The sequence below is a fragment of the Nocardia salmonicida genome, from assembly GCF_036142455.1.
In the GTDB taxonomy this organism is placed as follows: domain Bacteria; phylum Actinomycetota; class Actinomycetes; order Mycobacteriales; family Mycobacteriaceae; genus Nocardia; species Nocardia salmonicida.
The window spans coordinates 3,790,326-3,803,925 of record NZ_CP108014.1 but is presented as its reverse complement, the minus strand read 5'-3'; the positions used below and the strand labels follow the sequence as shown (position 1 = coordinate 3,803,925).

The 13,600-nt window shown below is 65.1% G+C and carries 12 protein-coding genes and 1 pseudogene; 3 read left to right on the top strand and 10 right to left on the bottom strand.

From position 1 onward, the window contains the following. Nucleotides 1-66: 66 nt before the first annotated feature. The 4 genes from OHS03_RS18040 to OHS03_RS18025 form a co-directional block, all read right to left on the bottom strand. A complete protein-coding gene (locus OHS03_RS18040; RefSeq protein ID WP_328655669.1) occupies nt 67-1,011 on the bottom strand; it encodes a hypothetical protein in 945 nt (314 codons plus the stop codon). A 124-nt stretch (nt 1,012-1,135) separates the two neighbouring features. After that, nucleotides 1,136-1,387: a hypothetical protein gene (locus OHS03_RS18035; protein ID WP_328655668.1), complete on the bottom strand. Its 252-nt coding sequence runs from the start codon at nt 1,385-1,387 to the stop codon at nt 1,136-1,138. A 5-nt stretch (nt 1,388-1,392) separates the two neighbouring features. Further along, the gene (locus tag OHS03_RS18030; RefSeq protein ID WP_328655666.1) at nt 1,393-2,475 is read right to left on the bottom strand and encodes an acyl-CoA dehydrogenase family protein; all 1,083 of its coding nucleotides are present in this window, start codon (nt 2,473-2,475) and stop codon (nt 1,393-1,395) included. Nucleotides 2,476-2,498: 23 nt separating this feature from the next. Further along, nucleotides 2,499-3,680, bottom strand: coding sequence for an acyl-CoA dehydrogenase family protein (locus OHS03_RS18025; RefSeq protein WP_328655664.1), 1,182 nt, complete (start codon nt 3,678-3,680; stop codon nt 2,499-2,501). Between the two features lie 408 nt (nt 3,681-4,088). On the opposite strand from OHS03_RS18025, the gene OHS03_RS18020 reads away from it, so the two are divergent. Continuing rightward, complete coding sequence (locus tag OHS03_RS18020; RefSeq protein WP_328655662.1) at nt 4,089-4,943, top strand: helix-turn-helix transcriptional regulator; 855 nt, start codon at nt 4,089-4,091, stop codon at nt 4,941-4,943. A 204-nt stretch (nt 4,944-5,147) separates the two neighbouring features. On the opposite strand, the gene OHS03_RS18015 is transcribed toward OHS03_RS18020, so the two are convergent. The 5 genes and pseudogenes from OHS03_RS18015 to OHS03_RS17995 all read right to left on the bottom strand — a co-directional run bounded on the left by OHS03_RS18015 (nt 5,148) and on the right by OHS03_RS17995 (nt 11,154). Then, on the bottom strand, nt 5,148-5,564 hold the full coding sequence (locus tag OHS03_RS18015; protein WP_328655660.1) for a hypothetical protein: 417 nt from the start codon (nt 5,562-5,564) through the stop codon (nt 5,148-5,150). Between the two features lie 238 nt (nt 5,565-5,802). Then, nucleotides 5,803-6,957: an acyl-CoA dehydrogenase family protein gene (locus tag OHS03_RS18010; RefSeq protein ID WP_328664276.1), complete on the bottom strand. Its 1,155-nt coding sequence runs from the start codon at nt 6,955-6,957 to the stop codon at nt 5,803-5,805. 120 nt (nt 6,958-7,077) lie between these two features. Then, nucleotides 7,078-8,139, bottom strand: a pseudogene (locus OHS03_RS18005) (acyl-CoA dehydrogenase family protein); the annotation flags it as partial. A 548-nt stretch (nt 8,140-8,687) separates the two neighbouring features. Next, on the bottom strand, nt 8,688-9,155 hold the full coding sequence (locus OHS03_RS18000; protein ID WP_328655658.1) for a hypothetical protein: 468 nt from the start codon (nt 9,153-9,155) through the stop codon (nt 8,688-8,690). 1,015 nt (nt 9,156-10,170) lie between these two features. After that, entirely contained in the window at nt 10,171-11,154 is a 984-nt protein-coding gene (locus OHS03_RS17995) for an alpha/beta fold hydrolase (protein WP_328655657.1), read from the bottom strand. Nucleotides 11,155-11,358: 204 nt separating this feature from the next. Here OHS03_RS17995 and OHS03_RS17990 point away from each other — a divergent pair, with 204 nt between their 5' ends. Beyond that, nucleotides 11,359-12,177, top strand: coding sequence for an HpcH/HpaI aldolase/citrate lyase family protein (locus OHS03_RS17990; RefSeq protein WP_328655655.1), 819 nt, complete (start codon nt 11,359-11,361; stop codon nt 12,175-12,177). Nucleotides 12,178-12,209: 32 nt separating this feature from the next. Further along, nucleotides 12,210-12,902: a hypothetical protein gene (locus tag OHS03_RS17985; protein ID WP_328655653.1), complete on the top strand. Its 693-nt coding sequence runs from the start codon at nt 12,210-12,212 to the stop codon at nt 12,900-12,902. On the opposite strand, the gene OHS03_RS17980 is transcribed toward OHS03_RS17985, so the two are convergent. Then, nucleotides 12,856-13,599: a maleate cis-trans isomerase family protein gene (locus tag OHS03_RS17980; RefSeq protein WP_328655651.1), complete on the bottom strand. Its 744-nt coding sequence runs from the start codon at nt 13,597-13,599 to the stop codon at nt 12,856-12,858. The genes OHS03_RS17985 and OHS03_RS17980 overlap by 47 nt on opposite strands. Nucleotide 13,600 lies beyond the last annotated feature (1 nt).

Genomic DNA, 13,600 nt, shown 5'->3' with positions numbered 1-13,600 from the left:
TGGTCAGGAACGAGAACGGCGGTACCGCACGACGAGGTGCGGTACCGCCGTTCGCCTTTCCCCGGTTCAGTTCAGGGTGAAGGCCGCGGTCGGCGCGGAGGCTTCGCCCTCGGCGCCGAGCGCGTTGTAGACCAGCGTGTAGGCGCCGGTGCCGGGGGAGTCGACCACGAAGACCACGGAGTTGTCCGGCTTGTCGATGGTCTGGCGCGCGCCGAGCAACTCGTTGATCGGGCCCTTGAAGTCGGCGGGCACGGTGCGGCCGTCCGGGGTGCGCACGCTGAAGTACTGGTAGTAGATGTTGGCGCCGCCGGCCGGGATGCCGGAGCCGCCGGTGAGCGTGATGTGCAGCGCCACATCGGATTTTCCGCGCTCGCCGGTGCTGTAGCTCGGGTGCAGGGTCGCGCCGGTGACGGTCACCGTCGTCTCGCCCTGGGTGAGCTTCGCGGAGGTCGGGAAGCTGCGCGGCTGCACGCTTTGGACCTTCGCGTCCTTCTTCAGCGAGATGATGGTCTGGTTGTCGGTGGCCGTGCCGTAGACGATCGTCATGGTGTCGATCAGGTGCTCGGCGTCGTCGAGCGAGCGCACCGGGACCTCGGCCTTGCCCCTGCCCTTGCCGCCCGCGGCGACGGTCGGGCTGTCGAAGGTCGCGCCGCCCTCGAGCTCGCCGTTGACCAGCAGCGTCGGGGTCAGCCCCAGCATCCGGTCGGCGAGGCCGGTATTGGCGTAGGTGATGTCGATGGTCACCTCGGCGCCGCCGTACTCGTTCGGCACCACGGTGGCCTTGTCCACGGTGATGGCGAAATCGTCGTACCAGCCGGTCTTGCCGACGGTGCGCACGGTGGACTGTTCCGCGCGGCCCGCGGCGGGGGCGCCGGCCGGCGTGCCCGCGGAGGTGGCCGGCGTGCTGGCCGGTGTCGCGGTGCCGACCTTGTCGTTGCAGGCGGTGAGGGAGAGCAGGGCGAGGGCCAGTGCGGCCGTCACAGCGGTTTTGCGGACGAGTGGAGTGGGCACGACTGCCTCCAGTGATTCGACCCCGTCCGGCGGATTCCCGGGTTCGGCGCACGGCGGGTTCTGCCCGAAGATATCCCGGCGCGCGCCCGGTGTTAACTGGAGCGCGGAGAACGATCGGGGCCGATCACCGCCGCGGCACGGTGTAGTCGATCAGCTTGTCCGCGTTGAACGGCGAGGTCACCACGCAGGTGCCGAGCGGGCCGGTGCGGTCGTAGATGGTCGCGGTGCCGATGGAGACGCCGTCGGCGGCGAGCGCGTCATCGGCGCGCAGCCCGAGCTCGTACCCAATCGGCAGGCAGGAGAGGGTCAGCGTCACATCGGCGTTGATATGATCCGCGCCCCGCGAACCGGCGGCGTAGGCGCTGACGATTCCCATACTGTTCAGGGTTTCGTCGCGCTGGACAGCGCACCGGCGAGTTTGCGCAGCTGCGAGGTGGCTCCGCCGCGGGCGAACTCGGTGCGCTTGGCGGCCACGAAGTACCGATGTACCGGGTACTCCAGAAAGATCCCGATACTGGCGTGGATATGGATCGTGGTGTGGGCGACGCGATGACCGGCTTCCGAGGCCCAGAACTTGGCGGTGGCGATTTCCGCGTCCGCGGGGAGATCCTCGGATTCACGCCACGCGGCCTGCCACAGCGTCAGGCGAACCGCTTCGACGTCGACATACGCGTCGGCCAGGCGCTGACGCACGGCCTGGAACGATCCGATGGGCTTGTCGAATTGCTTTCGTGCCCTGGCATATTCGCTCGTCAGCGCGAGCGAGCGTTCGACCACGCCGAGCTGGTATGCGCAAGCGGCCACGGTGGCGCGGCGGTGCGCCCAGGCCGCACTGCGGTCGCCCGGGGTGCCCAGCACGCCCGCGTTGTCGATCTCGATGCCGTCCAGTTCGAGCAGCGCGGCGTCCGTGCCATCGACGACATGTTGGGTATTGACGTGGACGCCCTCGGTCGCGCGGTCGATGATCAGCAGTATCGAGCCGTCCGCGGTGATCGCCTCGACCAGGAACGCGTCCGCGAAAGCGCCGGCGGGAACCGCGCTTTGGGATCCGTTGACCTGCCAGCCATTCGCGGTCCGCTCGGCCGTGAACGCGTCGTCCTCGGTTGCCAGTGCCGGTGCGAGGGTGGCGGCGCCGCTGGCGACCGGTTCGACCCAGCGTCGCACCTGGGCCTCGTCGCCGAAGCGAGCGATGGTGCTGGCCGCGACCGCGATGCTGGTCAGATAGGGGACCGGGGCAACCGTTCGGCCGATCTCGATGAGCAGGCTGCACTGTTCGAGCAGACCGAAACCGCCTCCGACGGGTTCGGGCAGTGCCGCATCGAGCAGGCCGGTCTGGGCCGTCGCCTGCCACAGCGCCGAGTCGAAGCCGGTGTCGTCGGGGGCGTTCTTATCGGTCCAATCGGTGAACAGGTCGCGGGCCAGACCCGAAAGATCTTGCTGCGCTTCGGAGAAGGTGAAGTCCATGGGTATCGAGTTCCTCGGATAGATCAGCGGGTTACGGGCAGATCCAGTGCGGTCTTGGCGATGATGTCGCGTTGGACCTCGTTCGTACCGCCGCCGAAGGTCAGAATCAGCGACGAACGATGGAAACGTTCGATTCGGCCCTGGAGTAACGCCTGCGGGGAGTTTCTCCGTACGACCGCTGCGGAGCCAAGCACCTCCATGAGTAATCGGTATGCCTCGGTCGCCAATTCGGTGCCGAACACCTTGGTGGCCGAGGCATCAGCGGGCTTGAGATCGCCGGAATCGGCCGCCCAGGCGATACGCCAGTTACGCAGCTTGAGGTACTCGACGTGGGCGTGTACCCGCGCGAGATGGATCTGCACCCACTCGGCGTCGATCACCCGCGTACCGTCCGCGCGCGTGGTGTGCTCCGCCCATTCCCAGACCTGTCGCAATGACTCCTCAAGTGGCGCGGCCGAAGTCAGCGCCACCCGTTCTTGATTGAGCTGATTGGTGATCAACGGCCAGCCGCCGTTCAATTCGCCGAAGACGTTGGCCGCGGGAACCCGCACGTTGTCGTAGAAGGTCGCGCTCGTGCCGGGCCCCGCCATGGTGTGGATCTTGCTCCACGAGAACCCCTCCGCCGCGGTCGGCACGATCAGGATGGACACCCCGCGATGCCTGCTCGCCTCCGGGTCGGTACGTGCGGCCAGCCAGATGTAGTCGGCGTATTCGATCAGGCTGGTCCAGGCCTTCTCACCATTGATGACGTAATCGTCACCGTCGCCCACCGCCCGCGTCCGCAGCGATGCCAGATCGGTCCCGGCTTCAGGCTCGGAATAGCCGATGGAGAAGTGCAACTCGCCCTTGGCGATTTTCGGCAGGAAGAACGCCTTCTGCTCATCGGTACCGAAACGCATGATCGTCGGGCCGACCGTGTTCACCGTCAGGAACGGTACCGGAGCGCCTGCGAAGGCAGCCTCGTCAGTGAAGATCAGCTGATCGATCATCGGCCGGTTCTGGCCGCCGAACTCCTCCGGCCAGCCCAGGACCAGCCACCCGTCGTGGCCCAGCCTCCGGACGACCTCCTTGAACACGCTCGCGTCGCCGTACTCGCCGCCAGGCCCGGCCAGGGCTTCTCGCACCTCGGGAGTCATGAGCTCGGCGAAATACGCACGCAGCTGCTTGCGCAAGCGTTCCTGATCATTGGTGAAACTGATGTGCATAGGTCTCTCGATCTCCTCCGTCGACGTGCCCCGCGGTCCGCCACCATCGAGCGCAGCGGAGATGCCACTACAGTGAAACTAGAACGCGTTTCACTCGAGGTGAAGGGTTCGCGTGCGCAGGAAGGTGTCACGGATTTGGCATCGACATGCCAACGGCAACTGGAAGTGAGCGGCGCGGATCCTGCCGCATCTCGGGTGGCAATTGAATTATCTTGTGCGCGTATATAATTACGCCACGATGCTTCTAACCTTCGACGCGTTGACTGTGAATCCCGATCGCCAGTTGGTGCGCCCGGAACGGCGGCGTGGCCGTAAGCCACTCGATTCACAGAATCCGGCTCCGCACTAGCATGGGACCGAAGGATCCGGCAATCTGTACTCGGGCAAGACTGATCCCAGGGGTGGGCGATGATCGAACACGACATACTCGAGCCGGTATGGGCGGCGCGTGAACAGGCAGCGGAGAGCGTCAACGATGTAGGCGGGCTCCTAGCCGAGTCGCGCAGACTGCTCGACCGTGCGATAGCCGAGCATCGCGGCGGAGATCGCGGTCGAACAGGCGATATCGTTCGGTTTCGCCCAGATGGCGATTGGGAGCACAATCTTTCGCAGATGCTGCAGCGGGTGCGCAAGGAAGCGGTGCTCGCGGTGTCCAGCCCGCTACGCATGCAACCGCGGTATCTGACTGGTACCCAGCTGATCTCGGACCACCTGGCGAAGGGCAAACAGTTCAGGCTGCTGTACTCGCCCCACTTCGCCGAAACACGACGTGACGACAAGTTGCTCGGGCCGCAGGTCGCGCTACAAGCGCAGATCAAGGTGACCAACGCTGACTTTCACAATATGGTCATCGTCGATAGACGGGCCGGGGCAATCTGGGGCGGCGCGGGTGGACAGCGACCGTACGGGTTCATGATCGCCGACCCTGGCCTGCTTCGAGTCATTCACCAACTCGCCACGAGCACCTGGGACTCGGCGCCTGCGTTCTCGACTTATTTGAGCCTCTGCCGCAGGGAATTCGACGAAACGACCTTGACGGTGCTGCGAGCACTCGACCTCGGCCTCAAGGATGAAGCCGCGGCCCGCAGATTAGGCGTATCCCTGCGTACCTATCGGCGATACGTCGCCGACATCATGACCAGGCTCGGTGTCACAACGAGATTCCAAATTGGAGCCCGTGCAACCGAACTGGGCCTGATATCGCCCCACCGCGGACTGTCGCCCGATCCACTTCTAGCCGTGCGGGCTAGCGGCGAAGTATGAGTTCCCTTGGTGTGAAGCCGTTGTTGAGATCCGATTTATGACGGATTGAATGGATTCAACCGGAGGGCGACCACGGATCGCTGTGGGTAGTGTGGTCGCTCCTGGCAATACCTTGCCGACGATACCCGAAAGTGCGCTCCGGGAAACATATTCGACGAACACCTCCACTCCGGTGCCGTGCAGGTGTCGCAATGCGGCGCCGAATCACGCCGGGAGTACGAGGTCGCCGGCTAGAAGCTCGGCCACCTCGTCATCGTCGTTATAGAGCCGTCCGAGAATCGGTGAGTACACCGCGCGCCGCAGCGGGCGTTGAGAAAGGTTGGTGTTGGTCTCCAGTCGCTGACGGAAGTCTTCGGCGACGGATGCGAGCAGGGGTCTGTGGAACGGGCATGGAGAGGGGATTCGGATACCGGATAGACTGGCCTCGCGGACAATCGTCTCCACTCGGGACAGTGTTTCCAGCGGACCTGACAGGACAGTCTGGTGTGAACCATTCGCGACCGCGAGGCCGTCGCACTCCATGAGGTCGACCAGAGCTCTCGCCCGGTGCGCTTCGCAGCGTGCGGCGAACATCTCACCCGTGTCGGCCGCCATCCGCAGCGACTGCGATCGGGCATACACGATTTCGGCACCTTCGCCGACTGCGAACGGTGGTTCAACCGCGGCGGAGATCCATTGAACAGCAAGGGGACTCCCTGCGGAGCCCTGAACACCGCCAGGGCCAGATCTATCTCTTCGAAGGTCTGCCGCACCTGTGGCCAACTGTTCGCCAGCTCCAGGAAGACCTCCTCCAGATACGCACCTTGTCCGGGAAACAAGTAGCAGCAACGACGCTCTCCGGAGTGTGGGGTGACCCCGCTCATCGCGGCACCCGCGGCAGGCCGAGTCCGTTCACAGCGATCAATTCGCGCTGGATCTCGTTCACACCACCGCCGAAGGTCAAAACCAGATTGCGCTTCGCCTGAATATTGAGCCAGGCTGCCAGTTCCGCGGTGACGGGCTCGGCGAGGTCGCCGTGGCGGCCCACGACCTCTTCCAGTCGTTCGTACAGCCGCTGAATTCGCTCCGATCCGAATACCTTTGTGGCCGAAGCGTCGGCGACGTCGACCGGGGCGCTGGACTCGGCGGCCGCGACCTGCCAGTTGAGCAGTTCGTTGATGCCCTCGGTCGCACGAGTCTCGATCAATGCGGATCGCACGTCCGTGGCATCGAGCAGGTCGTGTGCGGCGGCCCAGGTGTACACGTGGTCGTACAGTCCGCCGATCCGACCGGAGGGGCCGAGCATCACGCGTTCGTGGTTGAGTTGGGCGGTGATCAGTCGCCAACCTTGATTCTCCACTCCGACCAGCATATTCGCCGGAACGCGGACATCTGAGTAGTAGGTGGCATCGACATGGTGTGCACCGTCGCAGGTGATGATCGGCGTCCAACTGAATCCCGGATCGCGGGTGTCGACGATGAGGATCGAAATGCCCTTGTGCTTGGGTGCATCTGGATCGGTGCGCACAGCGAGCCAGATGTAGTCGGCGGAGTGCCCGCCAGTGGTGAAGGTCTTCTGGCCATTCACGATGAAGTAGTCGCCGTCGCGGACCGCGATGGTGCGCAGGGATGCGAGATCGGTGCCGTTGTCTGGTTCGGAGTAGCCGATGGCGAAATGGAGTTCCCCGCACAGGATCTTGGGTAGGAAGAACGACTTCTGCTCGTCTGTCCCGAAGGTTTGCAGGGTCGGTCCGACTGTCTGCAACGTGACCGAGGGCAATTGCACGTCGGCGCGTGCGGCCTCGTTGACGAAGATGTGCTGTTCGATCGGTCCGAAACCATGCCCGCCGAATTCCTTCGGCCAGCCGACGCCGAGCCAGCCGTCGTGACCCATCCGGCGGACGATCTCACGGTAGACGGTGCCGTGCCGATCGATGGTGGTCGTTGCCCGTTCGTCAGCGGTCATCAGTTGGGCAAAGTAGGTTCGCAACTCTTCCTGCAACGCTTGCTGAGAAGCGTTGAGCGCGACGAACATTTCTTCGCTCGTTGAGGACTCCGCGAGGATCCGACTCGGGGGCGGATCGATACCGAGGTGGTGGAGGGAATGCTCGAATCCGCCGAGAAATCGCACCGCATCTTTGAGTGTGGAGTAGTGCAGGTGGAGTGGATAGGTGATGTCGGCGCCGATACCACCGTGCAGGTGGTGGCAGATTCGTACGGCCGTCAGCGCTTCTGCTGTTAGCCAGTAACCCGCGAGGGCGAGATGCTGTTCCGAATCCAAGCCGGCGGACAACTGCCAATTCCCCGACAGAGCGGCCAAATGTGTGGTCCGGGAAGCGATATAGACGTCCGCGATCTGCTGTGAAACCGCTTGAAAGGTCGCCAACGGCTTACCGAATTGCTGTCGATGACTGACGTGTTCGGTGGTCAAACGGAGTGCTCCGGCCAGTGCTCCGTCGCCGATCGTGACCGCCCCGGCCAGCGCGTAGGTGCGGAGAGCTGCCACGGCCGCGCCGCTGAAATCATTGCCCAGCACCGCCGAATCATCGACTCGTACGCCGGAAAGGCGCATTGTGTACTCCGGCAGCCCGGTTGCGGTATGGGTGAGGACCAACTCCACCCCGTCGGCGGCTGGGTCGACCAGGAACACCGCCAACCCTTCGGACGTGTTGGCGGGCACCAACACCCGGCCTGACTGTGCTGCGAAAGGTACCGCGACTTTGTGGCCGTGTAGTTTCCAGGAGTGTTCGGTGCGGACGGCCGTCGTTCGTGGTGTGAGCGTGAGCGGTTCTCCGAGTTCGCTGGGAGCACCGGTCACCAGGCTGTCGCCTGCAGCGAGGGACGGCAGCAGTTCTGCCTGCTGTTCGACGGTGCCATGACCGGTGATCGGCAGTATGCCCAGCGCGAGTGCGGCGAGGGCGGGGACTCGCGCGCCACGAGAGGCGATTTCGTACAGCACGGCTGAAATCTCGCCAACCCCGAGGCCGTCACCGCCGAGTTCTTCCGGTAGCGCGATCGCCAGCAGTCCGACCTTGGCCAGGGCGGCCCAAGCCCGTGAGTCGTATCCGAGTGACGGATCCAGATCGTCCTGGCCGGGATCGCATTGCTTCCGTAGTACATCCGCGGCCAGCTCGATAACTTCTCGCTGAACCTCATCAGGACTGAAATCCACGCTTGACTCCTCCTTCGACACTTCAACTGAACCTGGTCTCAGCATTTACGCGAGAAGGACAGTCGGCGGGCCGTCCTGGCAGCAACATGTCGTCGACGTTCGCAATCTGTCGCTCGATGTGACCACCCGATGTCATCGGACGACGATTCGCGGCAGGTCACCTATATTCGGTGCCACCGCGATGGCGTTCGAATGAGGTGCGCTGCGAAGCCGCAGAGCACTCCGGGAAGACCCCATGGTTACCCCGCGCTGTCGATGGTGCGGAACGCCAGCACTATCACGATGGCATCTGGTGGCACCCGTCACGATCTCGGTGGCGGGTTCATGACCCTTGTGGCGGGCGGCCATGCGGTCGACGACACCCTGAGCGCCATTGGTGGCAATCGGTGCGCGTAGTCTGACCGGTCAGTTCGCTTCTACGGCAATCGGTATCGGCGGCTCTGGCGGGTTGTCCGCGGCGATCGTGGTGGAGTTCTGCCAGCGTGCGTGCTGAGCGGAGCATCGGGTGATCGTCGGGTTGCTCGCTGCGGCGGCGGCCGATCGTCGCCAGCAGTTCGTGCCGATCAGGCAGTCGCTATGCGTCTGGCGCGTGCTCAGGCCGGGACAACGTCCGCGCCTTCGTATATCGACAGGTGGATGGCGGCCAGTACGAGCGAGCGGTGGGGCAGGCGCAGTCGTCCTGGTGTGGGTTCGCAGGCCCAATGCCAGCCGAACTGATCGTCGGATCGGGGCAGCATGACACGGGTTCCAGGCTGCGGAACAGTGACGCCCTGAAACCCCAATTTGCGCTGAATTGATTGGGGCACAGTGTGATACGGAATCGTCGGTGCAGTCAGGAAGGTGCAGTAGCGGTTGCGGGGGTCGACGATGGCGGGTGTGGCCTGTGGGAGATGGGCGAGGCGGGCGCGGATCTGTTCGCTCAGACCGCTGGGTACGACGATCGCTTCCACGTTGTGTCCGGTGGTCAGGTACAGCCGATCGGCGAACAGTTCTACGGGTAGCCCGTACCGCGCCCGGAGCAGATGGGCGGATTCATGAGGGGAACAACATGATTCGAACACAGGGACCTCCGAGCTGTGGGTTGAGTGCGCTCGGCGAGGAAGGCGCGCGGCATCCCGTGGCCGATGCACGCACTGGGCGACGGCCTCGGATCGGATACGCGACGCCGAGTGATGGGGTGTGGACGTCCATTCGGTGTCGAGTGCGGAAACTATTGTGCGCCTTGATTTTCGATGTTGTGGTGACGCGCTGATGGCGTTCCGATGTCCGCCTGTAAACCTGTCGTGTCCGACACGGAGACACCTGTTGTGAGGCGGCTCGCCGTCGAGTGGGCGGCCTTTGTCCGCTGTGTGACTTCCCGGCAGCGCGGTCGCACGACCGTCTGCTCGCGGCCGGGCACACCGTCACCGTCTACGCCTCGATCCGGCCAAGATTCCCGGCCGTTGGGATGATCGGGTGCGGGTCGTGACGGGGCACATGTCGGACGCCGCCGCGATCGATACCGCGGTCCCCGGGGTCGACGCTGTGGTCAGCGCGCTCGGCCCGAGCTTGGACCGCAAAGCTATTGGGCTGCCGTCGATCGAGGGTACCGCCAACATTCTCCAGCTCCCAAGGCATTCCACGAGCCACGCGTATACGCGAGCAACGACAGGTTAAGCAGTGCAATGATTTGCGCTACAAGGGGCCCGAGGTCGGCACTGGCGGCGCCACGACTGCTGCACTCGTGATCCGGGTGGCGGGTCGGGTACGAGCTGGAGCCATTAGGGTCCGCTATGGGTTTGGCGGAGTGCCCATAGATTGTGGCGGTCGGGGACCTGTGCTCAGGACTGAGGTTTGTTCGAGGTCGGCAAGAAGGGCTTGGCTGGCTCTTCAGTCGTGGGCGTGTGCTCCCCGCGCGAGCGGGGATGAGCCCTCAGCGCCGAGCGGACCTCGCCGAGCGGGAGGTGCTCCCGTGGACTGCGGCGACCTCATAGGGACTGCAGCGTCGAGGCGATCAGGGTGGTATCGGTGCGATAGGACGGGACGGCATCTGCCGTGGCTCTGTCGCCGGGATCCCAGATGAGTGGCGGTTCCCGGTCACTTTCCTCGCAGGATCGTCGCCATCGGCGCTGCTGCGACGGTGGGGGCGACTGCCGCTTCGGTGGTGGCGGGGTAATAGGCGGGGGTCTCGGTGCCTGTGAGGAAGTCGGCGGTCCAGCCGAGTGCGAGTGTGCGGAGCATCGTCGTGTTCGCGACGCTCGGGGTGCCGCACAGCAGCGTTCCCAGTGAATCCGAACTGGTGCCCTCGGCATCGGTGTGCATGCCGTCGCTCACGCTGATGCCGAGGAACGGTCGATGAAGCTGGTGCTGGACTGCCGTCGTGCCGCTGCCGAGGTTGTTGCACAGCGACGGTGCCGCGGCGATCGTCAGGATGGGGAGGGTAGTGGGGTCGAGGTCGGCGAGTGCGCGGTCGCTGTTGTCGCCGAGAAAGGATTTCACCGGATCCAGCAACACCAGACCACGCAGGTGCACGAACACCTCCGGGTGCGCGACATGGAGGCGATGTGCGACGAACGCGACCGCCTCGGCACCGGCGGAGTGTCCGACGAATACAAAGTTGCTGGGCAGTTGTGGGGCGACCGTGCCCGCGCGTGCGGCCGCGGCCGTGAGGCTGCGCGCGAGTGCGCCGTTGGGGTCGGTGGCGGTACCGAACAGGGTCGCGACGTTGTCGAGGAATCCGGTGTTGTCGCCGAGATTCTGCAGCGTGCATCCGGCGAGATCCATGAACGGCAGTGCGGGCGCGAAGACCAGATAGCCGCTGTCGGCGAAGGCAGTGGCCAGCTGTGCGACGTTGCTGTTGGTGCGGGCGAAGCCGTGCTGGATCCAGACCATGCCCCTGGGGGTTCCGGTCGGCAGGTACCAGTCCGCGTTCTGCTGCAGAGTGGTCGCGGCGCAGGGGACATCGATCGTGCCGGGGAGCCGCGATGCGTCCGCTCCGGCGGTCGGTGCGGAGATGGCAAGGGTGCAGGCGGCGATGATGGCGGCGCTTGCGGCGACCAGGGCCGAACCTCGAGAACTCATGGTGACTCCAACAACGGCGCCGAACGTCTGTTTCGCTCTGCGAAATGGCGTTTCTTAACTGCGATAGTCTATTAGCACCCACATGGGTGTGGATGTCAAGTGGTGGCGTGTGGTGGTGAATCGGGGCTGGACGACGCCGGTGTGAGCGCGATACGTTTCGATAGGTGAAACGCTGTTACGGAAATCGAGAGGCGCGGTGAGCGGGTGAGATCGGCGCTGTATGTCCCCGGCAATCGACCCGAACTGTTCGACAAGGCACTGGCCGGTCCCGCCGACATCGTGCTGCTCGATCTGGAAGATGCCGTCCCGCTGCGACAGAAGGAGACGGCGCGAGCCGAGGTCTCCGCGTGGCTGCGTACGGTCGTCGATGCCGGACAACGGATCTGGGTGCGGGTGAACTCCGGTTCGCTGTGTCGCGACGACTTGCGGGCGGTGGCACTGCCTGCGGTGTCCGCGGTATGCCTGGCGAAAACTGAATCAGCGGACCAGGTTCGGGCGGCGGACGGGGTGTTGCGGGAGTACGAACCGCGCGCAGGCGCGATTCGGGTGTGTCCGCTGTTGGAGAGCGCTGCCGCTGTGCTCGACGCAAAGACGATCGCCACCGCCCCTCGGGTATGGCGGCTGCAACTCGGGGAGGCGGATCTGCGCGCCGATCTGGGGATCGAAACCAGTTCCGACGAACGCGAACTGCTTGCCATCCGCACTCACGTGGTCCTCGCCAGCGCAGCGGCGGGGATCGCGCCGCCGCTGGGGCCCGTCGACACCGATTTCCGCGATCTGGACCGGTTGCGTGAGCGAACGAAAGCGTTGGCGCGGATGGGGTTTCGCGGGCGCGCCTGCATCCATCCCGCGCAACTACCCGTGGTCAACGAGGTGTTCACCCCCGCCGCGGCCGACCTGGAGCGGGCCCGCGTACTCGTGGGCCGATTCGAATCCGCCGCCGGTGGCGTCCTGCTCGATGAGGGCGGCAAAATGGTCGACGCGGCCGTGATCCGGCAAGCGCGACGCCTACTGGAGGATTGACACGGCATGCCGAATAATCGGGGAGTTCTCGCGTGATCGTTTCGGCCCTGTTCGGCCTGCTCGCCCTCGGCCACCTCGCCCTCGCGTGGCTCGGTCTGTCCGGGATTCGTGCCGGTGGCGGCCGGATGCTGGTGCTCCCGACGGTGTTGTGCGTGGCGCTGGCCTACGACAACTCCGTCATCGCCATGGGGAACACAGTGGGGGTCGGGCGACTGCTCGAAACGTTGAGCTGGCCGCGCTTCGCCTTGCACGCGGTGCTCACACCGCTGCTGGTGCTGTGGGCCCGTGCCGTGGTCGACCACGCGGGCGTGCCCGCGGCGCGGCGGACTGCTGTCCGGGTCGGCGCGATGGTGCTGACCGCGGCGCTGATCGCGATCGGGATCTGGCACGGCGTTCTCGGGCTCGTGCTGGAGCCGAAGTGGTGGGCCGGGACACTGCGCTACGGGTACACCGACGGCTCGGCCCTCGGCGCGTTGCCCGCGATCATCGCAGTGCTGGTCGTGCTCGCGGCCGGGCTCGTCCTATGGCGTCGGCGTCGCTACTCGGTGCTGGCGGTCGCGGCCGCGACGATGACCCTGGTCGCGGGCGCGACGCCGGTGGTGCCGGTGCTCGGCAATGCGGGCGAGCTGGTACTCGCCGCCGGATTGGTGAGCACCGGTCTGTGGCTGCGGCGAGAATTCAGTGGTCCCGCAGCAGCGAACCCGCACCCTCGATCCGGTCGTTGACGCCGTTGTCGCGCAGTGCCATCCACCAGGTCGCGGCATTGATGGCGATCACCGGTTTACCCAGCCAGCGTTCGGCCTCGTCGGCCAGTCTCACCATGGACAGGTTCGTGCCGCACTGGACGAGCGCGTCGATATCGTCGCCGTCCACTTCGCGCAGGGCATCCCGCAGCGTGTCCTCGGTGACATGGGCGATCGATACCGCGGTGGGGCAGCGCAGCCCGGTGATCGCGGCGACGTCGAAGCCGAGTTCGCCGAAGAACCGGACCACATTGTCGTCGCCGATCGGCTGATAGGGCGTGACGACGCCGATTCGCTTCGCGCCGTTGAGCGTCAGCGCCCGGCGGCATGCCTCGGCGCCGGTGGCGACCTCCAGTCCGGTCGCGTCGTGGATCTGCTGGATGAATTTGCGGTTGCCTTCGACGCCGCCCCAGAAGGTTTCGGCCGACATCCCCATCACCATGTAGTCCGGTTCGCAGGTCATGATCCGCGCACAGGTCTCGTCCATTTCGGCGCGGATCTGTTCGAGCAGGTTGGACATGCCCGCGTCGTCGCTCATGTTCTGGTCGCGGATGTGGATGCGGCCGAAATGTGCGGTGACCCCTGGCACGCTCATGCGCCCGAAATCTGGTTCGACCACGGTATTCGTCGAGGGGGCGAGGACGCCGAACTTGCGTCGCCAGCCCAGTACGTCAGGCATT